This window comes from Marinactinospora thermotolerans DSM 45154, assembly GCF_900167435.1.
GTDB lineage: Bacteria > Actinomycetota > Actinomycetes > Streptosporangiales > Streptosporangiaceae > Marinactinospora > Marinactinospora thermotolerans.
In genome coordinates, this window is sequence record NZ_FUWS01000020.1 from 23,266 (window position 1) to 42,169 (window position 18,904).

The window sequence follows — 18,904 nt, forward strand, 5'->3', positions numbered from 1 at the left end:
TTCATGGATGTCGTTGTTTCCCGGCCGGCCGGAGCCCTGCGTGGACGCTGGCGCCCCGAAGGGGTCGCGGCCTTCCTGGGCATCCCCTACGCCGCGCCGCCGTTCGGGCCGCGCCGGATGCGTCCCCCGGCGCCGCCCGCCGGCTGGGACGGCGTCCGCGACGCCCTGACCCCCGGTCCCAGCGCCCCGCAGCCCGGCTACTCGCCGGCGATGGCCGGTCTCCTCGTCGAGGCGCGCGAGGCCGGCGAGGACTGTCTCCACCTCAACGTGTGGACCCCCCAACCCGGCCCCGGAAACGGTGGGCTGCCGGTCATGGTCTGGATCCACGGTGGCGCCTTCCGCAACGGCGCGGGGACCCTGCCCGTCTACGACGGCGCCAGACTGGCCGCCGAGGGCGTCGTATGCGTCACCCTCAACTACCGTCTGGGCCCCGAAGGCTTCCTGCTGCTTCCCGACGGGACCGCCAACCTCGGTCTGCTGGACCAGATCGCGGCACTGGAGTGGGTCCGCGACAACATCGCGCTGTTCGGCGGGGACCCCGACAACGTGACCGTCTTCGGCGAGTCCGCCGGCGCCATCTCCATCGCGGCCCTCATGACCATGCCGCGCGCCCGGGGCCTGTTCCGCCGCGCCATCACCCAAAGCGGCGCCGGTCACCACAGTCACCCGGAGGAGATCGCCCGGCGCATCACCGAGCGACTGGCCTCCCTGGCCGGAGTGCCCGCCACCACCGAGGCGTTGGCCGCGGCCGAGCCCGAACGCCTCATCGCGGCCGATACCGCGTTGCGCGCCGAGATGGCGCGGGCCGCCGACGCCGCCGAATGGGGCGAGTCCACCGGCGGCGGCACCAGCGTGCTCCCGGTGGTGGACGGTTCGACGCTCCCGGCGCGGCCGGTCGACGCCATCGCCGCGGGAGCGGGCCGGGAGATCGACCTGATCACCGGTACCAACAGCGACGAGTTCCGACTCTTCCTCGTCCCCTCGGGGATGGCCGAACGCCTCACCCCTCCGATGGTCGAGGCCGTCGCCGGAGCCTATGGGCTGGACCCCGCGGCGGTGGCGGTCTACGCCGAAGAACGCCCCGGCGCCACGCCCGGCGACCTGTTCGCCGCGCTGCTCACCGACCAGGGCTACCGCCTTCCGGCGATCCGGCTGGCCGAGGCGCGCGCCTCCCGGGACGCCGGCACCTACGTCTATGAGTTCACCCGGGCCACCCCGGTGCTGGGCGGGGCCCTGGGCGCCTGCCACACGGCCGAGATCGGCTTCGTCTTCGGCAACCTGGCGGATCCGATCCTGGGGGAGAACCCGCCCGAGGAGCTGTCGGCGAGGATGCGCGCCCTGTGGACCTCCTTCGCGCGCACCGGCCGTCCCCAGGCCGGCGGCGTGCCGGAGTGGCCCGTCTACGGCGCGGGGCGCAACGTCATGGAGCTGGGGGAGGAGACGGCGGTGGCGGTCGACCCCGGCCGGCGGGAACGGTTGCTGTGGGAGGGGATCCGCTGAAGCCGCACCTTCGCCGGCCCCCCGTCCGGGACGGGGGGCCGGCGAACGCGCACCGGCCGGCCCCGAGGTCACCCCTTTGGGCGGGAGGCGCCGGTGACCGGGGCCTCGATCACCCCGGTGGACCGCTCACCGGAGCGGCCGAGCGCCATCGCGGTGACCGCGGTGAGCACCAGCGCGGCTCCGGCCCACTGACCCCAGGTGAGCCGCGCGTCCAGGAGGAACACGCCCACCAGGGCCGACACCAGGGGGAAGGAGAGCTCGGCGAGGGTGGCGCGGCTGGCCGCGGTGCGGCTCAGTCCCCAGTAGTAGACGGCCAGGGAGAACAGACCGGGGACGAGGGCCAGCGCGAACAGCGTCGGCAGGTGGCCCGCCTCGATCGCGAACGACGAGCCGGTGACCAGCGTGATCCCGGCGGTGACGGGCAGCGCGATGCCGAACCGCAGGGCGGTGACGTGGAGGAAGGACAGGTGGCGGCCGGCGAAGCGGCCCAGCACGGTCCCCGCCGCCCACAGCAGGGCCGCGCCGACGGCCAGCGCCGCCGCCTGGGCGCCGCGCACGCTCACCGACAGGGGGTCGGGAAAGGCGAGGATCCAGGCGCCGGCCAGCGCGGGGATCGCATACCACGCGAACCGCGGGGTGAGCCGCTCGCCGAGCAGCGCCACCGCCAGCACGATCGCGAAGACCGGCTGGAGTTTCTGTAGGACCTGCGGGGTGATGGGGTCGCCGAGGGTGAAGGCGGCCGTGAACAGCGTCGTGGCCAGCGCCGAGGAGCCGCCTCCCACGACGAGCATCGCGACGACGACCCGGGGCCCGGCGCCCGCGAGCGCGCGCAGCGCGGGCCACAGCCAGGGCAGCAGGCAGGCCACGATCACCACGTGCTCGAAGAAGACGATGGTGGGCGCCGGAAGGTCGGCGGACAGGGGTTCGCGCATGAGGGAGGAGGTGCCCCACAGGCCGGCGGCCAGGGCCACCGCCCACATCCGGTCCCCGCGACGGGTCTCACCCATGGTCACCGTTTCCCACGGGGGTCCGCATCGGCATGGTCGGCCTTTCCAGCTCGGGGGCGTCGCCGGCCGGGACGACGCGGACGCCGCCCCGGCCCATCCTTACCGGAGGTAAGTGTAGTTTCGGGGACGAATGTCGGTTGTGAACGGGTGTTTCCTCCCGGCCCCGCGGGGGAGGTTCACGCGCGCGCACCCGCCGGCCGGCCGGGACGCGCCGGGCTGTGCGGCCACAGGTCGATCTCACGGGTTCGCACCAGCTCACCGATACGGCCCACCACCTCCTCGGCCGGCCGCGCGTCCAGCCGGCGGCCGTCGCGCAGCCGCAGGGAGACCAGGCCCTCGGCGGCCTCCCTGGCTCCGATGACCACCTGGTAGGGGACGAGCCGCGCGCTTCGGATGCGAGCGCCCAGGCTGCCGTCGCGCGGGTCGCGCACCTCCGCCCGCAACCCCAGGTCGGTGCAGTGCCGTGCGAGTTCCCGCGCGCGGGGCGACTCGGCGGAGGAGACGGGCAGGAACGCCACCTGGAGCGGGGCGAGCCAGGCGGGGAAGGCGCCGCCGTGCACCTCCAGGAGGTGGGCGACCACCCGCTCCACGCTGCCGATGACGCTGCGGTGCAGCATGGCCGGTCGGTGCCGGCGCCCATCGGCGCCGGTGTAGCGCAGTCCGAAGCGTTCGGGCTGGTGGAAGTCGATCTGGAGGGTGGACAGGGTGGACTCCCGGCCGGCGGGATCGGCGATCTGCGCGTCGAGCTTGGGGCCGTAGAAGGCCGCCTCGCCCTCGGCGGTCTCATAGTCCAGCCCCGCCCCGTCCAGGATCTCGGTCAGCATCGCGACGGCCCGCCGCCACATCCGCGGATCCGCGACGTACTTCCCGTCCGCTGCGGGCAGGGACAACCGGTGGCGGACCGGGCGGATGCCCAGCGCCCGGTAGGCGCGGCGGATCAGTTCCAGGACGGCCTCGGCCTCCTCCGCGATCCGTTCGGGGGGACAGAAGATGTGGGCGTCGTTGAGCTGGATCGCCCTGACCCTGGTCAGCCCGCCGAGCGAGCCCGACGGCTCCGAACGGTACATGGCGCCCAGTTCGGCGATCCGCAGCGGCAGGTCGTGGTGGCCGTGTTCCCGGGAACGGTAGATCAGCGCGTGGTGGGGGCACAGGCTCGGCCGCAGGACGACCTGTTCCGCGCCCAGCTCCATCGGGGGGAACATGTCGTCGCCGTAGAGCGGCCAGTGCCCGGAGATCTCGTACAGCTCCCGTTTGCCGAGGATGGGGGAGTGGACGTGCAGGTAGCCCGAGCGGCGTTCCAGGTCGCGGACGTAGTCCTCCAGGGCCTGGCGTACGGTGGCGCCGGCGGGCAGCCAGTAGGGAAGGCCCGAGCCGATCAGGGGATCGGTGTCGAACAGGCCCAGTTCCCGTCCGAGCCTGCGGTGGTCGTGCATGGCGGTCTCCTCGCTGTGACGGGCGAGTGACCCAACGGCGAAGCCCCGGGGCGCTCGCCCCGGGGCTTCGGATCAGACATCAGTCAGCGCGCCGGGACACCTCCGGCGTCGTCGTCATCTGGGCGCGCTGCATACCCGGGATCATAGGGCCGGGGTGCCGCGCGCGCCAGGGAGAATAGATGATCTACACCGTAAAGGCAGTGGGTTATCAGAGAATCACGCCACTCCCGATCACGGCCGAAGGGGCAGGGTCGAACAGTTGGAACGGGACTCCTCACCGGCCAGGCGGTCGGTCAGCCAGTTCACGGCGTCGCGCTGGTCGGTGATGAGCGGGGTGAGGTGATTGGTGAGGATCTTGTCGCCGAGGTTGGGCAGCACGATGGCCTTGTAGGTGACCTCGCCTCCCGCGCGGCACCAGTCCACGGCCAGCTGTCGCGCCTGCCGGTGGGGAACGATGTCGTCCTGGACGCCCGTGGCCACGCGGACCGGCCCGGCGGGCTTGAGCGCGCCGATGCGCTGCTCGTCGAGCACGGCCTGGGCGGTGGGGTCGGCCGCGATGACATCGGCGATGGATTCGCCGCCCGTGGTCCACCTCGTGCTCTTGGCGAACCCGTAGCGCAGGATCGCGTCGCCGACGCACATGGTCGACATGTCCTGGAGGGCCGCGCGTCCGGTGTCGTTGATGTGGGCGTCGAGGACCTCGCGTAGTTCGGGGTCGGACTGGGTGAAGCCGTTGATCGCCCATCCCAGCGCGCCGGCCAGGGCGCTGCCGTCGATGCCCTTCATGACCTCGGTCAGGTTCGCGGGGGGAGCCCCCACGTAGGTGCCGGCCAGTGGCACGTCGGGGGCGTAGGAGGGCTGGAGCTCGGCGGCCGAGGCGGTGGCGCCTCCTCCCTGGCTGTAACCGTAGAGCCCGATGCGCGAGTCGTCGGTGACGGACGCCCCGGGCACGGAGCGCGCCGCCCGCGCCGCGTCCAGCAGGGCGTGGCCCTGGTCGATCCGGTTGACGTAGGTGTGCAGGCGGTCGGTGGCGCCGAGCCCGACGTAGTCGGTGACCACCACGGCCGCGCCGGTCGCGAGCAGCCGGTAGACGGAGAGGTTGTCGTAGCCGACCGACAGGGTCTCGCCGGTGATGATCAACGGGTACTGCAAGGCCATGGAGGGCGCGCACTGGTCGCCCTGGCCCATGGTGCCCGTGCCCACGGCCACCAGCGGGCGGGGACCGTCGCCCTTCCAGTCCGCGTAGGGCTCGATGTAGGCGCCGGTCACCGCGACGGGCTGTCCGTTGGAGTCGGTGGACTTGTACATCAGCCGGGTCGCCGTGCCCGGCATGCGGCGGCCGTCCAGGCCGGGAAGGCTCAGGCCCAGGGGGAGGGGCTCGGTCCGGATCAGCGTGCCGTTGGCGGCGGGAAGCTCGGTGGGAGGGGTGTAGAAGGCGGGGATGGGCACTCCCCTTGACTCCACCGGCTTTGGCACGGTGTCGGCGGAGGCGGGGAGGGCGCAGGTGGCGACAGCGGTCATCGCGGTCACCACGCCGGCCAGGAGGCGGGCGCCCAGGCGTCTTCCTCGGCGGGGGGCGGGGGTGGTCGTCTGTCGGATACCAGGGGTGGGGGAGAGGGGGGAACGCGAACGGGTTCTCCTGCGGCTCATGGGCTCGCTCCTCGCTCTGCGCTGACGGGGGTGAGCGAAAGCTAACACCGTGTGGTCAGAGGGGGTAACTCACCAGTAAGTTACGCTGCGGTAACCTGCGCTGGTCGCCCGCGCGGCGGCCTACACCCCCAGCCCCGGCCGATGCGGCACACCGGCGACGCCTTCCCCGACCGGCCAAGAACCCCTGAAGGACGGGAGCGGCGCCGACCCGGCGTCGCGGCCACGGGACGCTTCGACACACGCCGGCCTCTCGCACCGTGCCGGTACTCACAACGCGGATATCGTGGGCAGGGGCCGGCCCCTGCCCGGAGGAACCCGATCGGGGCGGGCGCGTGGCCGCCCCGACCGCGGGCACCCGCGCGGCCCGATCCGCGCCGCCGCCCACGCCGGAGCGACCGGAAGGGACACCTCGGACCATGACCGGCCATCCCGTCGTCACCACGCGCACCGGCCGCGTGCGCGGGCGCACGGTCAACGGCGTCCACGTGTTCAAAGGCGTCCCCTACGCCGAGCCGCCCGTCAACGCCCTGGCCTTCCAGCCACCGGAGCCGGCCGCCCCCTGGGCGGGGGAGCGCGACGCCGGCGCCTTCGGGCCCACCGCCCCCCAGCCGGTCTTCCCCCAGCCCGCCGACCTCGACGGGTTCTTTCCGACCGTGGCCGGGGACGACTACCTCAACCTCAACGTCTGGACCGCGGAGCTGGGCCGAGCCGGGCAACCGGTGATGGTCTGGATCCACGGCGGCGGCTTCGACGGCGGAAGCAGCATCCCCTACGACGGCGGACGCTTCGCCCGTGACGGCGTCGTCCTGGTCAGCGTCAACCACCGGCTCGGCGCCGAGGGGTTCCTCGCCCCCGGGGACGGGATCGCCAACCTCGCCCTCCTCGACCAGATCGCCGCACTGCGCTGGGTTCACCACAACATCACCGCCTTCGGCGGCGACCCCGACAACGTCACCGTGTTCGGGGAGTCCTCCGGCGCCATGTGCGTGGGAGCCCTGCTCGCCATGCCCGCGGCCCGAGGGCTGATCCGGCGCGCCATCCTGCAAAGCGGCGCCGGCAACCTGGCCCAGACACCCGAGACGGCGCGCCACGTCGGCGGGTTGCTCGCCGCCCGCCTGGGCGTCGCGTTCACCCGCGAGGCGATCGCCACGGTCCCCCGGCAACGGCTGCTCGACGCCCAGGTGGCGGTGATGGCCGACCTGGCGCCCCACCCCGATCCGTGGCGCTGGGGCGGCGAACCCGGCTGCCGGGTGACCGCCTGGCAGCCGGTCATCGACGAGGCCACCCTGCCCAGGCGACCGCTGGACCTCCTCCGCTCCGGCGCGGGCGCCGACGTCGACATCCTGGTCGGCACCAACAGCGAGGAGGGCAGGCTGTCGCTGGTCCCCTTCGGCGCGCTGGACACCGTGACCGAGGCTGACCTGGCCACCGCCGCGCGGCTGTACGGGCTCCCACCCGGCCGGGTCCACGCGGCCTATGGCGCGGCCGACCTCGGTCTTGGGCCCGGGGACCTGCTGGCGCTGCTCCAGCGCGACTGGTGGTACCGCGTTCCCGCCTACCGGCTGGCCGAGGCCAGGGCCGCGGCCGGCCACGCGGTCCACGTCTACGAGTTCGCCTGGCGCTCACCGCGGTTCGGGGGGCTTCTCGGCGCCTGCCACTTCCTGGAGGTCCCCTTCGTCTTCGACCTCCTCGACGACCCGCGCTTTCGGCCGCTGCTCGGCGCCGAGCCGCCGCAGCGCCTCGCCGACACCGTGCACGCCGCCTGGATCGCCTTCGCCGCCGGCGGGGACCCGGGATGGCCCCGGTACGAGGTGCCCCGGCGGCCGGTGCTGCGCTTCGACGACGTGGTGGCGCTCGTCGACGACCCGCGCCCGGCGGAACGCGCCCTGTGGGAGGGCGTCTACTGACGCGGTCGCCCCGCACCGCCCCGGGCCGGGTGAACCGGCCCGGGCGCCGCCCCGGCGGCGGGAGCGGTCGCCGCGTCGGGCTCAGGCGCCGACGTAGGCGGCCAGGTGCTCCCCGGTGAGGGTGGACCGGGCGGCGACGAGGTCGGCGGGCGTGCCCTCGAAGACGATCCGGCCGCCGTCGTGGCCGGCCCCGGGACCCAGGTCGATGATCCAGTCGGCGCGCGCCATGACCGCCTGGTGGTGTTCGATGACGATGACCGACCGCCCGGAGTCGACGAGGCGGTCGAGCAGGCCGAGCAGGTGCTCGACGTCGGCGAGGTGGAGGCCGGTGGTCGGCTCGTCGAGGACGTAGACGCCGCCCTTCTCACCCATGTGGGTGGCCAGCTTGAGCCGCTGCCGCTCACCGCCGGACAGCGTGGTGAGCGGCTGACCGAGGCTGAGGTAGCCGAGCCCGACGTCGGAGAGGCGGGACAAGATGGCGTGCGCGGCCGGTGTGCGCGCCGCGCCGGAGCCGAAGAACTCCGTGGCCTCGGCCACCGACATCGCGAGTACCTCGCTGATGTCGCGACCGCCGAGGCGGTGGTCCAGCACCGATGCCTGGAATCGCCTGCCCTCGCACTCCTCGCAGGTGGTGGCGACGCCGGCCATCATCGCCAGGTCGGTGTAGACGACGCCGGCGCCCTTGCAGTCGGGGCAGGCGCCCTCGGAGTTGGCGCTGAACAGGGCCGGCTTCACCCCGTTGGCCTTCGCGAACGCCTTGCGGATCGGGTCGAGCAGGCCGGTGTAGGTCGCCGGGTTGCTCCGCCGCGAGCCGCGGATCGCGCCCTGGTCGATCGACACCACGCCCGCCCCGGCCGGGATCGACCCGTGCACGAGCGAGCTCTTGCCGGAGCCGGCGACGCCGGTGACGACGACGAGCACCCCCAGGGGGATGTCGACGTCGACGTCGCGCAGGTTGTGGGTGTTCGCGCCGCGGATCTGGAGCGCGCCGGTGGGGGTTCGCACCGTCTGCTTGAGGGTGGCCCGGTCGTCGAGGTGGCGTCCGGTGAGGGTGTCGCTGTCGCGCAGCTCCTTGACGCTGCCCTCGAAGCAGATGGTGCCGCCCGCAGTGCCGGCGCCGGGCCCCAGGTCGACGACGTGGTCGGCGATGGCGATGGTCTCGGGCTTGTGCTCCACGATGAGGACCGTGTTGCCCTTGTCGCGCAGCCGCAGCAGCAGGTCGTTCATCCGCTGGATGTCGTGGGGGTGCAGGCCGATGGTGGGCTCGTCGAAGACGTAGGTGACGTCGGTGAGGGAGGAGCCGAGATGGCGGATCAGCTTGGTGCGCTGCGCCTCGCCGCCCGAGAGCGTGCCGGAGGGACGGTCGAGCGAGAGGTAGCCCAACCCGATCTCCACGAACGAGTCGAGGGTGTCGCGCAGCGTGGCGAGCAGCGGTGCCACCGACGGCTCGTCGAGGCCGCGGATCCACTCGGCCAGGTCGCTGATCTGCATCGCGCAGGCGTCGGCGATGCTGATCCCCTCGATCTTGGCGGACCGGGCCGCCTCGCTGAGCCGGGTCCCGTCGCACTCGGGGCAGGTGGTGAAGGTGACCGCGCGGTCGACGAAGGCCCGGATGTGCGGCTGCATCGCCTCGCGGCTCTTGGAGAGGAACGACTTCTGGACGCGGGGGACCAGCCCCTCGTAGGTCACGTTCGTCCGGTCGACCTTCACCTTGGTCGGTTCCCGGTACAGGAAGTCGTGACGCTCCTGCTCGGTGTAGTCGCGGATCGGCTTGTCGGGGTCGAGGAAGCCGGAGGCGCGGAAGATCCCCACCAGCCAGCCGTCGGCGTTGTAGCCGGGGACGGTGATCGCGCCCTCGGCGAGGGACTTGCTGTCGTCGTAGAGCTGGGTGAGGTCGATGTCGGTCACGTTGCCCATGCCCTCACAGCGCGGGCACATCCCGCCGGTGCGGCTGTAGGTCTGCTTCACCGCCTTGGCCGCACCGCGCTCGACGGTGATGGCGCCGCTGGCCCGGACCGAGGCGGTGTTGAAGGAGAACGCGCTGGGCGGGCCGATGTGGGGTCGCCCGAGCCGGCTGAAGAGGATGCGCAGCAACGCGTTGGCGTCGGTGACGGTGCCGACCGTGGAGCGGGGGTTCGCCCCCAGACGTTCCTGGTCGACGATGATCGCGGTCGTCAACCCCTCGAGCACGTCGACCTCGGGCCGGGCCAGCGTCGGCATGAACCCCTGGATGAAGGCGCTGTAGGTCTCGTTGATCAACCGCTGCGACTCGGCGGCGATGGTGCCGAACACCAGTGAGCTCTTGCCCGAGCCGGAGACACCGGTGAACACGGTCAGCCGGCGTTTGGGGATCTCGACGCTGACGTCCTTGAGGTTGTTCCCGCGCGCGCCGTGCACGCGGATCAGGTCGTGGCTGTCGGCGACGTGCAGCGCGGGCGAGTGGGGTCTGGGGGCCGTGGTCATGGTGTCTCCATTGGTCGGGCGGGGCCGGGGGCGTGAATCTCCGGCGGCCACGCCTGGCTCATTTTCGGCGGGATCGAACATACATCCGATTCGTCCGTGTCGGTGCGGTCACGGGGCGGGGCCGGCCGTGACCGCGGGGACGGTCTCGGACAGGGAAACGGGGTGGGGGTGGGGCCGCGCGCGGGACGGTGCCGCAGCGGCTACGGGGCGGAGAGCGCCTGGCCGGGGTGGGCGCGGTTCCCTGGGCACCGGCCGGGCGGCCCATGGGAGCCTAAGGGGCGGTCGCGCACCTCAGTGGGGCTGTCCGGGCGGTCCTTGGAGCCGCCGGTCAGCGGTCAAGGGCGGCGTCGGGGGCCTGGACGGCCGTCGCCTCGGCGGTGGTGCGGCGTTCGTCCTCATGGACGCCCCGGCCAGGGGAGTGCCCGTGACCCGGCACGTCCTCCAGCCCGGGCGTCGCCGCGCAGCGCGATCGGGGATGTCCCCGAGGAGCAGCGGAAAGGCGGGCGTGGGGAGGGGGCTTGGGCGGGCGGTGGCGTCCATGGTGATCACGCTAGTCGCGCCCCACCGGCCGGCGCTTCTCGATTTCTGACCGGTCCGCCGTCTGCTTCACCGTGTCGTCCCGGGGCCGAGGGACGACGGAACCGAAGTCTCGGCCTCGGTCACGGGGCCGGCAGGTTCGCGGCGTCTGGTGGGCGGGTCTCCGGTCCCCGCACCGGGTTCCCGAGCCGCTGTGGCGGTCTGGGGGAGGGGCGATCAGGGAACCGGGGTGCGGACCGTGGCGATCCGGCACCCGGAGAGGGCGCGGAACGGATCCTGTTCCGCGCCCGTCGGCGTGAGCCGGGTCATTCGACGGGCAGGCATCCGGTGCCGGCCAGCCGGACGAGCGGGAGGTCCTTTTGGAGGTCCTCGCACTGGTAGGTGCGGCCCTCCGGCAGGTCCACCACGGAGCCGGCCCCATCGCCCACGCCTTCGCAGGAGGTGTTCCCGGTGAGGTTGCGGGTCCGTGGATCGTAGTCGACGCCCTCGCACCCGTATCGGGCGTCGGCGTGGACGGGCGCGGTGCCCAGGACCAGGGCCGCCAGTGTCAGGGCCGTGGCGGCGAACGTGCGCGTCATGGTGGCCTTCCGTGAGAGTCGGTCGCGGTGTGCGGCCGCCCTGTCCCAGGGGAGCCCCGGCCTGCGGGCCGCGATGTCGGGGCCGCGCGGTGGGCTTTCACGGGGAGGGACGGCCGTCGCGGGGCCCGCCGGAAAGGCGGTGCCCCCGCCGAGAACGGTAGGGGAGCGCGGGCCGGCGAGCGCGGTTTCGCCGGGGCGTGTCGACGGTTCCCGCCCTGGTGGGGGGCGGCACCGCCGTGCCAGCCCCCGACGTGGGGGCGCGTCGCGGCGAATCGTCCCGGTCTCCGCCGGGACAGGGCATGCTCCTCCCCCTCACCTTAAAAATCTACGACGTAAAGGTGAGCGTGTCTTCTCTCTCCAGATCAGAGAAAACCAATACGGTAGGCGGCTACGCCGCCTACCTCCTACAAGCCCCGGGCCTGGTCAGGAGGGGCGCCGGCTCGGGGTGGGGAAACGGCCGTGGCCGGCGCCCCTGACGGAGCGCCGGCCACGGCGGGGAAACGGACGCGAAGGATCAGACCGGTGCGGAGCTCTCGTTGAGCAGCAGCCGGTCGAGCATGTCCTGGAGCGTCACCAGCCCCAACAGCGACTCGCCGTCCTCGACGAGGGCCAGGTGGCTGCGGCTCTCCCGCATGATGCTCAACGCCGCGTAGATCGGCGTCGAGGCGTCGAGAGTGAGGACCGGACGCATCAGGTCCGCGGCCGTCGTCTCGGGGCCGCTGGTGAGGGCCTCGCGTACGTGCAGCACGCCCAGGGGCGCCTCGCCGTCGCGCACGACCAGGCGCAGGTGCCCGCTGTCGCGCGACACCCGCTTGACCTCCTCCAACGAGGCGTCCGGGCCGACACCGGCCAGCTCCTCCTTGGGGGTGGTGATCTCGCGGAGCGGCCGGGAGTTGAGCTCCAGGGCCGTGGCGAGCTGGTCGCGGCGCTCCTCGTCCAGCGCGCCGGCCTTGGCGGAGTGGTCGACCAGTTCGCGCAGGTCGTCGGGGCCGTGCCCGGAGGCCACCTCGTCGACGGCCTCGACGCCGAAGCGGTGCAGCACCCAGTTGGCCATCCCGTTCATGCTCACCAGGACGGGGCGGGTGAGCCACATCCAGGCGCGCATCGGTATGGCCAGCAGCGTCGCGGACTTCTCCGGGTGGGAGATGGCCCACGACTTCGGCGCCATCTCGCCGACGACCAGGTGGAGGAAGGTCACCACCACGAGGGAGATGACGAACGACACCACGTAGGAGACCGCGTCGGGCATCCACCCGTGGAACAGGGGTTCCATCAGGTGGTGGACGGCCGGCTTGGTGATGGCGCCCAGTGCCAGGGTGCACAGGGTGATGCCGAGCTGGGAGCCGGCGAGCAGCAGCGACAGGTCGCGGGCGCTCTTGAGCGCCGCGCGGGCCGAGGCGCTGGACTCGGCGGCCTCCTCCAGCCGGTAGCGGCGTGCCGCGACCAGGGCGAACTCGATGGCGACGAAGAAGGCGCTGAGTCCGATGATGACCACGGAGATGATCATCGCGACCCAGGGGTTGAGGTCGCTCATGCGTTCACCTCCTGGTCTACGGGGACGTCGGACTCGACAAGTTGGAGACGGACCGTCTCGGGGACGTGCCGGTCGACGTTTTCGACGGTGAGGACGATCCAGCGGTGGGGGTCGTCCTCCTCGGCGCCTGGGTGGCGGGGCAGGTCGACCCGGACCACGTCGCCGGGTTCGGGCAGGCGGCGCAGTTCGTTGATGACGAGCCCGCCGATGGTCTCGTAGTCGCCGTTGGGCAGGTCGTGCCCGAGGAGGCGTTCGACCTCGTCGACGTGGAGCGCGCCGGGCAGCAGCCAGCTGCCGTCCTCGTTGACGCGCGCTTCGCCCTCGTCTTCGGGGTCGTGCTCGTCGGCGATCTCGCCCACGAGTTCTTCGGCGATGTCCTCCAGGGTGATGACGCCGGCCAGGCCGCCGTACTCGTCGACGACGCAGGCGAACTCGTCGGAGGCCTCGCGCAGCTGGGCCAGGACCCCGGCCAGCGGCAGTGAGGTGGGCACCATGACCGCGGGGCGGGCCACCTCCTTGACCAGGACACTCTCGAGGTTTCGGTCGCCCAGCGCGAGGACGTCGCGCAGGCAGATGACGCCGACGATGTCGTCGACGCCCTGGCCGAGGACCGGGAAGCGGGAGTGGCCGGAGGCCATGAGTTCCACGACCCTGCTGACCGGTTCGTCGACCTCGACGGAGGTGACTTGGGGCCGGGGGATCATGGCGTGGTCGGCGGTGCGGTCGTGGAAGTCGAGGGTGCGGTCCAGCAGGGTGGACAGTTCGGCGGGGAGGTCGCCGCTTTCGCGGGACTCCTCGACGATGCGTTCCAGGTCGCGCGGGGTGGCCGCGTGCTGGACGTCCTCCACGGGTTCGATGCGGACGGCCTTGAGCAGCAGGATCGAGGCCTGGTCGAACAGCCGGATGACCGGGCCGAAGATCTTGAGGTACACGCCGGTGGACAGTGCCAGCCAGCGGGCGACGGGCTCGGGGCGGGCGATGGCGAGGTTCTTGGGGAACAGCTCGCCGAACACCATCTGCACGAGTGTGGAGAAGAGCAGGGCGATGACGGTTCCGGCGGTGATGCCGATGCCCACGGGTACGCCCACGCCGCCCAGGAGTTCGCCGATTCCCGATCCGATCATGGGTTCGGCGACGTAGCCGACGAGCAGACCGGTGACGGTGATGCCGAGCTGGGCGCCGGACAGCATGAAGGAGGTCCGGTTGGTGATGCCGAGGGCGCGTTCGGCGCCGGTGTCGCCGGCTGCCGCGCGGGCTTTGAGGCGGGAGCGGTCCACCGCCATGTAGCCGAATTCCTGGGCGACGAAGTAGCCCGTCGCCGCGGTGATCAGGATGACCACCAGGGCTCCGAGGAGGATGTTGAGGACGATGCTCATGTCGCGCGCACCGCCTCGGAGCCGTAAGACTCGGTGCACACGCTAGTTGGTGAGGGGGGTTCGTCGGTTTCGGAGCCGCAGCGTCCGTTCAGGACGCTGTTGCTACTTCGGGACGGATCCAATGTTCCTCTCTCAATGGATTCGATCGGTACCGGGAATAACACCCATTGGGGGGAAGAAGTTCCCGGAGGGTCCCCGGACGAATCTTCGGCCGGGACTTTTTTTGCCGAGCGCTGTGCTGGTGGGCCGGATCGTGGGTGCGCCGAAAGCCCGCCGCGGGTGGGGCGGCGGGTGGGGGTGGGCGGATCAGTTCACGGTGCCGGTCTCCGCGGGGGCGGTGTGGGCCTGCCATTCGCGGCGGCGGGTCTCGGCGATGGCGATGGCGGTGGCCACGGCGACGTTGAGGGAGCCGACCCGGCCGATTTGGGGGATGTAGGCGACGGCGTCGGCCGCGGCGAGGAGCGCGGGGGAGCAGCCGTGGTCTTCGGCGCCGACGGCGAGGCAGATGTCGCCGTCGAGGGGGGCCTCGTGGAGGGGGAGGGCGTCGCGGGCGAGTTCGATGGCGACGACGCGGTAGCCGTCGGCGTGGGCGGCGGCGATGGCCTCGTTGCTGGTGCGGAGGCGTTCCCAGTGGATCTTGTTTTCGGATCCGAGGGCGGTTTTGCCCACTTGGGGGTGGGTGGGGTCGATGGCGTTGCCGGTGAGCCAGAGGGTGTCGAGGCCGAAGGTGGCGCCGGTGCGCAGGATGGAGCCGAGGTTGAACGGCTGGGTGACGGATTCGGCGATGAGGGCGAGGCGGCCCTCGGTGCGCCTGCGCCATTGGCGGTTGAGCCGTTTGACGTCGGTGGGGCGCAGTTGCGTGCTCACCTGGGGTGCTTTCCTCGAATCCGGTCTGGGGGTCAGGTTGTTCTCAGCCTACCGGCATGTCGCTCCTGGTGGGAGGGGTCATGCCGGGCGGGTGGTGCGAAGGATTCTATAGCCGGCGCGTGAGGCGATGCGTTCGGTGGGGTGGCCTTGGGTGTCGAGCCAGCGGTGGAGGGAGTCGGCGCCGAGGTGTTTTTGGACGACGAGGTGGGCGGTGCCGCCGGGGGTGAGGCGGTTGAGCCAGGTGTGGAGGAGGGGGTGGAGGACGTTTTTGCCGATGCGGATGGGGGGGTTGGACCAGATGGCGTCGAAGGGGCCGGTGAGGGGGGTGGTGGTGTGGGGGGTGGGGGTGCCGTCGGGGTTGGTGAGGGCGAAGGTGGCGTTGTGGAGGTGGTTGTTGTGGGCGTTGGTGGTGGCGAGGGCGAGGGCGCGGGGGTTGACGTCGACGCCGAGGATGGTGGCGTGGGGGGCGCGGGCGGCCATGGTGAGGGCGATGGGGCCGTAGCCGCAGCCGAGGTCGAGGAGGTGGCCGTTGGGAGGTGGGGTGGGGACGGTTTCGAGGAGGATGCGGGTGCCGAGGTCGATTTTGTCGGGGGAGAAGGTGCCGCGGTCGGTGGTGAGGCGGAGGTGGAGGTCGGGGAGGACGAGGTCGATGGTGGTGGGGCGGCTGGTGGAGTCGGGGTCGGGGGAGAAGTAATGCTGTGTCACGCGGTGACGCTACCAGCAGTGATGGGGGTGGTGGGGCCTGGGCGCATTGACAAACCGGCCGGTCGGTACTGTGATGCTCCGAAGGTCCGGTCGAGTGTGGAGGTGTTGAGGAGTGTCCGTGAGGCGTTTTGAGGGCAAGGTCGCGATCGTCACCGGTGCCAGCCGGGGGATCGGGTTGGCCACGGCGCGGCGGATCGTCGATGAGGGCGGCAGGGTGGTGGTCACCGCGCGTAAGTCGGGGCCGTTGGAGGAGGCGGTCGCGGGGCTGGGGGGTTCCGACGTGGCGGTGGGGGTGGCGGGGAAGGCGCACGACGCCGAGCATCGCGCGGAGGTGATCGAGCGGACCCTGGAGACGTTCGGGCGTATCGACGTGCTGGTGAACAACACGGGGACCAATCCGGTGTTCGACGCGGTCGTCAACGTCGATCCGGCCGCGATGGCCAAGATCTTCGAGATCAACGTGATCGCTGCGGCGGCGTGGGTGAGCGGGGTCTACCACGCCTGGATGGGGGAGCACGGGGGCGCGGTGGTGAACGTGGCGTCGTTGGCGGGGCAGCATCCGTCTCCGGGGTTGGGGGTGTATGGGGCGAGTAAGGCGGCGCTGATCAATTTGACGGCGCAGTTGGCCTATGAGTTGGCGCCGAAGATCCGGGTGAACGCGGTGGCGCCGGCGGTGGTGCGCACGAGGTTCGCGGAGGCGTTGTACGCGCAGGACGAGGAGGGGGTGGTGGCGGGTTACCCGTTGGGCCGGTTGGGGGAGCCGGAGGATGTCGCCGCGGCGATCGCCTTCTTGGCCTCGCAGGACGCGGCGTGGGTGACGGGGCAGACGCACACGTTGGACGGTGGGCGGACGTTGGGGGCGGGGGTGGAGTAGGCCGCCGCGGCGGGGTCGGGTCTTTGGTGGGAGGCCATTGCGTCGAGGGGTGGGGCGAGCGCAGGATGGGAGGTAGGGGGGATGGTCGATGAGAGCGCAGGTCGGCGACAGGTTGGTGGTCGAGGCTCCGCGTGATGACGTGCACCGTCGCACGGGTGTGGTGTTGGCGGTGTTGGGCGTCGAGGGGACCCCGCCGTATCAGGTGCGGTGGCTGGATGAGGACCGTGAGGGGTTGGTCTATCCGGGGCCGGACGCCCATATCGAGTCGGGTGAGGAACCGGGTCGGGAGTGAGCTGGAGTCCGGGGGGCGGTCATGCACACGATGAAGCGGTGGAGTGTCGACATCTTGGTGTCGGAGGAGAGCGAGGGGGATGCGGCTCGGACGTGGGCCGAGGCCGGGTTGAGATCGGAGGAGGGGGCGAATCTGCGCGGGCATGGGATGGCGCGCAAGCACCCCGCCGATGTGGATATCCCCGATATCGGGGATGAGCTGGCGGTGTCGCGGGCGTTGGCGGATCTGGCGCGTCAGTTGCGGCAGGCGGCGGCCGAGGACATCTCGGATTCGTCGGGTGGCGCCTGGCGGTCGTGAGTGTCGCCGGTGGACGGCCGGGTCGGGGTTGTCGGCCCGGCCGTCGGCGTGTGTGGGGGTGGGGTGACGGGGGGTGGGGCGGTGTTCACTCCAGCGTGACCCTGATGGGGCACACTCGGGCCTGTGACCTCGACTTCTGATTTTCAGGCTCGGCCCGCTCGGGTGCTGGGCACGGGTGATGCCGTGGTGATCGGCCTGGGGGCCATGATCGGCGCGGGGGTGTTCGTCGTGCCGGCGTTGGCGGCGCGGGCGGCGGGTTCGTGGCTGCTGGTGTCGTTGGTGGTGGCGGCGGTGGTGGCGTATTGCAACGCGGTGTCCTCGGCGCGGTTGGCGGCGCGGCATCCGCGGTGGGGTGGGGCCTATGTCTATGGCCGGGAGCGTCTGGGGGAGGTGTGGGGGTTCCTGGCCGGGTGGGCGTTCGTGGTGGGTAAGACGGCGTCGTGTGCGGCGATGGCGTTGGTGTTCGCGTCGTATGTGTGGCCGGGCGCGGAGCGGTGGGTCGCGGTGGCCGCGGTGGTGGTGTTGACGGCGGTGAACTACCGGGGGATGCGCGCGTCGTTGTGGTTGACGCGGGTGTTGTTGGTCTCGGTGGTGGCGGTGCTGGCCTTGGTGGTCGTGGTGTCGCTGTGGGGTGGCGGTGCCGGGGTGGCGCGCGTGGAGGCGGGGCCGCCGGTCGCGGAGCCTGGTCTGGGCGGGGTGTTGGCGGGGGCGGGGTTGTTGTTCTTTGCCTTCGCCGGGTATGCGCGGATCGCGACGCTGGGGGGTGAGGTGCGGGATCCGCAGCGGTCGATTCCGCGGGCGATCGGGGTGGCGTTGGCCGTGGCGCTGGGGGTGTACCTGGCGGTGGTGGTGGCGCTGTTGGCGGTGTTGGGGGTGCGCGGGTTGGCGGGGTCCTCGGCGCCGTTGGCCGATGCGGTGGCGGCCGGTGGGGCCGGTTGGGCGGTGCCGGTGGTGGCTGTGGGCGCGGCGTTGGGCAGTTTGGGGGCGTTGTTGTCGTTGGTGTTGGGGGTGTCGCGGACGACGGCGGCGATGGCGGGGGATGGGAGTGTGCCGCGCTGGTTGGCGGGGGTGCATCCGCGGTGGGGGGTGCCGCATCGGGCCGCGGTGGTGGTCGGCGCGGTGGTGGTGGCGCTGGTGCTGGTGGGTGATGTGCGCGGGGTGGTGGGGTTCTCGTCGTTTGGGGTGTTGGTCTATTACGCGGTGGCCAACGCTTCGGCGTTGAGGTTGGGGCCCGATGAGGATCGGCCGCCGTTGGTGGTGCCGGTGGTGGGGCTGGTGGGGTGTTTGGTGCTGGCGTTGTGCCTGCCGTGGGATTCGGTGGTGGCGGGGGCGCTGGTGGTGGCGGTGGGCGCGCTGGTGTGGGTGGTGCGTTCGCGGGTGGTGGCGCGCCGAGTGTGAGGTGGTGCGCGGAGGCGGTCTCGTCCATGGGGGCGGGGCCGCCTCGCTGTTTTCTCAGGGGCGGGCGAGGGCGGTGAGGCCGCGGCGGGCGGTGGAGGAGAGGGGGTGGGGCAGGGCGTGGCGGGGGAACCAGGCGGCCTGGCAGGTGGAGCCGTTGGTCTCGGTGACGCGGGGGGTGGTGGGGGGGGGGATGTGGACGTGGAAGAAGGCCCAGACGGAGTGGATCTCGGGGCTGGTGGGGGTGGCGGGGCGGTGGTGGTTGGTGAAGGTGATGAGGTCGCCGATCACGCCGGTTTGGGCGGTTTCCTCGATGAGTTCGCGGGCGAGGGCGTCGCGGGCGTTTTCGCCGTGGTCGACGCCGCCGCCGGGCAGGTGCCAGGTGCCGGCGCCGGGGAATCCGGGGGAGATGCGGGTGAGGAGGATGTGGTCGGGGGTGGTGGCGATGGCGTAGGCGGCGATGCGGCTGAGGCGCGGGTGGGGGGGGGG

15 protein-coding genes and 1 pseudogene are annotated in these 18,904 nt (G+C 72.1%); 6 read left to right on the top strand and 10 right to left on the bottom strand.

The window, feature by feature from the left end; genetic code table 11:
* Positions 1 to 3 precede the first annotated feature (3 nt).
* Positions 4 to 1,500, top strand: coding sequence for a carboxylesterase/lipase family protein (locus B5D66_RS23885; RefSeq protein WP_078764078.1), 1,497 nt, complete (start codon positions 4 to 6; stop codon positions 1,498 to 1,500).
* Positions 1,501 to 1,568: 68 nt separating this feature from the next.
* Here B5D66_RS23885 and B5D66_RS23890 read toward each other — a convergent pair whose 3' ends face one another.
* The 3 genes and pseudogenes from B5D66_RS23890 to B5D66_RS23900 form a co-directional block, all read right to left on the bottom strand.
* On the bottom strand, positions 1,569 to 2,507 hold the full coding sequence (locus B5D66_RS23890; protein ID WP_235001200.1) for a DMT family transporter: 939 nt from the start codon (positions 2,505 to 2,507) through the stop codon (positions 1,569 to 1,571).
* A gap of 176 nt (positions 2,508 to 2,683) precedes the next feature.
* Positions 2,684 to 3,952: pseudogene (gene thrS / locus B5D66_RS23895) on the bottom strand (threonine--tRNA ligase); the annotation flags it as partial.
* Between the two features lie 219 nt (positions 3,953 to 4,171).
* On the bottom strand, positions 4,172 to 5,590 hold the full coding sequence (locus B5D66_RS23900) for a lipase family protein (RefSeq protein ID WP_078764080.1): 1,419 nt from the start codon (positions 5,588 to 5,590) through the stop codon (positions 4,172 to 4,174).
* Between the two features lie 416 nt (positions 5,591 to 6,006).
* Between B5D66_RS23900 and B5D66_RS23905 the strand changes: the two genes are divergently transcribed.
* On the top strand, positions 6,007 to 7,497 hold the full coding sequence (locus B5D66_RS23905; protein WP_078764081.1) for a carboxylesterase/lipase family protein: 1,491 nt from the start codon (positions 6,007 to 6,009) through the stop codon (positions 7,495 to 7,497).
* 81 nt (positions 7,498 to 7,578) lie between these two features.
* Here the strand turns inward: B5D66_RS23905 and B5D66_RS23910 are convergent, their stop codons facing one another.
* The 6 genes from B5D66_RS23910 to B5D66_RS23935 form a co-directional block, all read right to left on the bottom strand.
* Positions 7,579 to 9,960: an ATP-binding cassette domain-containing protein gene (locus tag B5D66_RS23910; protein ID WP_078764082.1), complete on the bottom strand. Its 2,382-nt coding sequence runs from the start codon at positions 9,958 to 9,960 to the stop codon at positions 7,579 to 7,581.
* 842 nt (positions 9,961 to 10,802) lie between these two features.
* A complete protein-coding gene (locus tag B5D66_RS23915) occupies positions 10,803 to 11,075 on the bottom strand; it encodes a hypothetical protein (protein ID WP_078764083.1) in 273 nt (90 codons plus the stop codon).
* 514 nt (positions 11,076 to 11,589) lie between these two features.
* Positions 11,590 to 12,609 carry a hemolysin family protein gene (locus B5D66_RS23920; RefSeq protein ID WP_078764084.1) on the bottom strand — a complete coding sequence of 340 codons (1,020 nt, stop codon included), beginning with the start codon at positions 12,607 to 12,609 and terminating at the stop codon, positions 11,590 to 11,592.
* Positions 12,606 to 13,985: a hemolysin family protein gene (locus tag B5D66_RS23925; protein ID WP_078764085.1), complete on the bottom strand. Its 1,380-nt coding sequence runs from the start codon at positions 13,983 to 13,985 to the stop codon at positions 12,606 to 12,608. The genes B5D66_RS23920 and B5D66_RS23925 overlap by 4 nt, the downstream gene beginning before the upstream one ends.
* A 306-nt stretch (positions 13,986 to 14,291) precedes the next feature.
* Positions 14,292 to 14,852 (bottom strand): TrmH family RNA methyltransferase, encoded by a 561-nt coding sequence (locus B5D66_RS23930; RefSeq protein ID WP_078764086.1) that lies wholly within the window; start codon positions 14,850 to 14,852, stop codon positions 14,292 to 14,294.
* Positions 14,853 to 14,930: 78 nt separating this feature from the next.
* Positions 14,931 to 15,557 (bottom strand): class I SAM-dependent methyltransferase, encoded by a 627-nt coding sequence (locus B5D66_RS23935; RefSeq protein WP_078764087.1) that lies wholly within the window; start codon positions 15,555 to 15,557, stop codon positions 14,931 to 14,933.
* A 118-nt stretch (positions 15,558 to 15,675) separates the two neighbouring features.
* On the opposite strand from B5D66_RS23935, the gene B5D66_RS23940 reads away from it, so the two are divergent.
* From B5D66_RS23940 to B5D66_RS23955, 4 genes are all read left to right on the top strand, one after another.
* Positions 15,676 to 16,431: an SDR family oxidoreductase gene (locus B5D66_RS23940; RefSeq protein ID WP_078764088.1), complete on the top strand. Its 756-nt coding sequence runs from the start codon at positions 15,676 to 15,678 to the stop codon at positions 16,429 to 16,431.
* Positions 16,432 to 16,519: 88 nt separating this feature from the next.
* Positions 16,520 to 16,723 carry a DUF1918 domain-containing protein gene (locus tag B5D66_RS23945; RefSeq protein ID WP_078764089.1) on the top strand — a complete coding sequence of 68 codons (204 nt, stop codon included), beginning with the start codon at positions 16,520 to 16,522 and terminating at the stop codon, positions 16,721 to 16,723.
* A gap of 21 nt (positions 16,724 to 16,744) precedes the next feature.
* Positions 16,745 to 17,020: a DUF1876 domain-containing protein gene (locus B5D66_RS23950; RefSeq protein WP_078764090.1), complete on the top strand. Its 276-nt coding sequence runs from the start codon at positions 16,745 to 16,747 to the stop codon at positions 17,018 to 17,020.
* A 123-nt stretch (positions 17,021 to 17,143) separates the two neighbouring features.
* Positions 17,144 to 18,418: an APC family permease gene (locus B5D66_RS23955; protein WP_078764091.1), complete on the top strand. Its 1,275-nt coding sequence runs from the start codon at positions 17,144 to 17,146 to the stop codon at positions 18,416 to 18,418.
* Between the two features lie 54 nt (positions 18,419 to 18,472).
* Here the strand turns inward: B5D66_RS23955 and B5D66_RS26405 are convergent.
* Positions 18,473 to 18,904: NUDIX hydrolase (locus tag B5D66_RS26405; RefSeq protein WP_144390307.1), on the bottom strand; the 432-nt coding region annotated here is incomplete at its 5' end.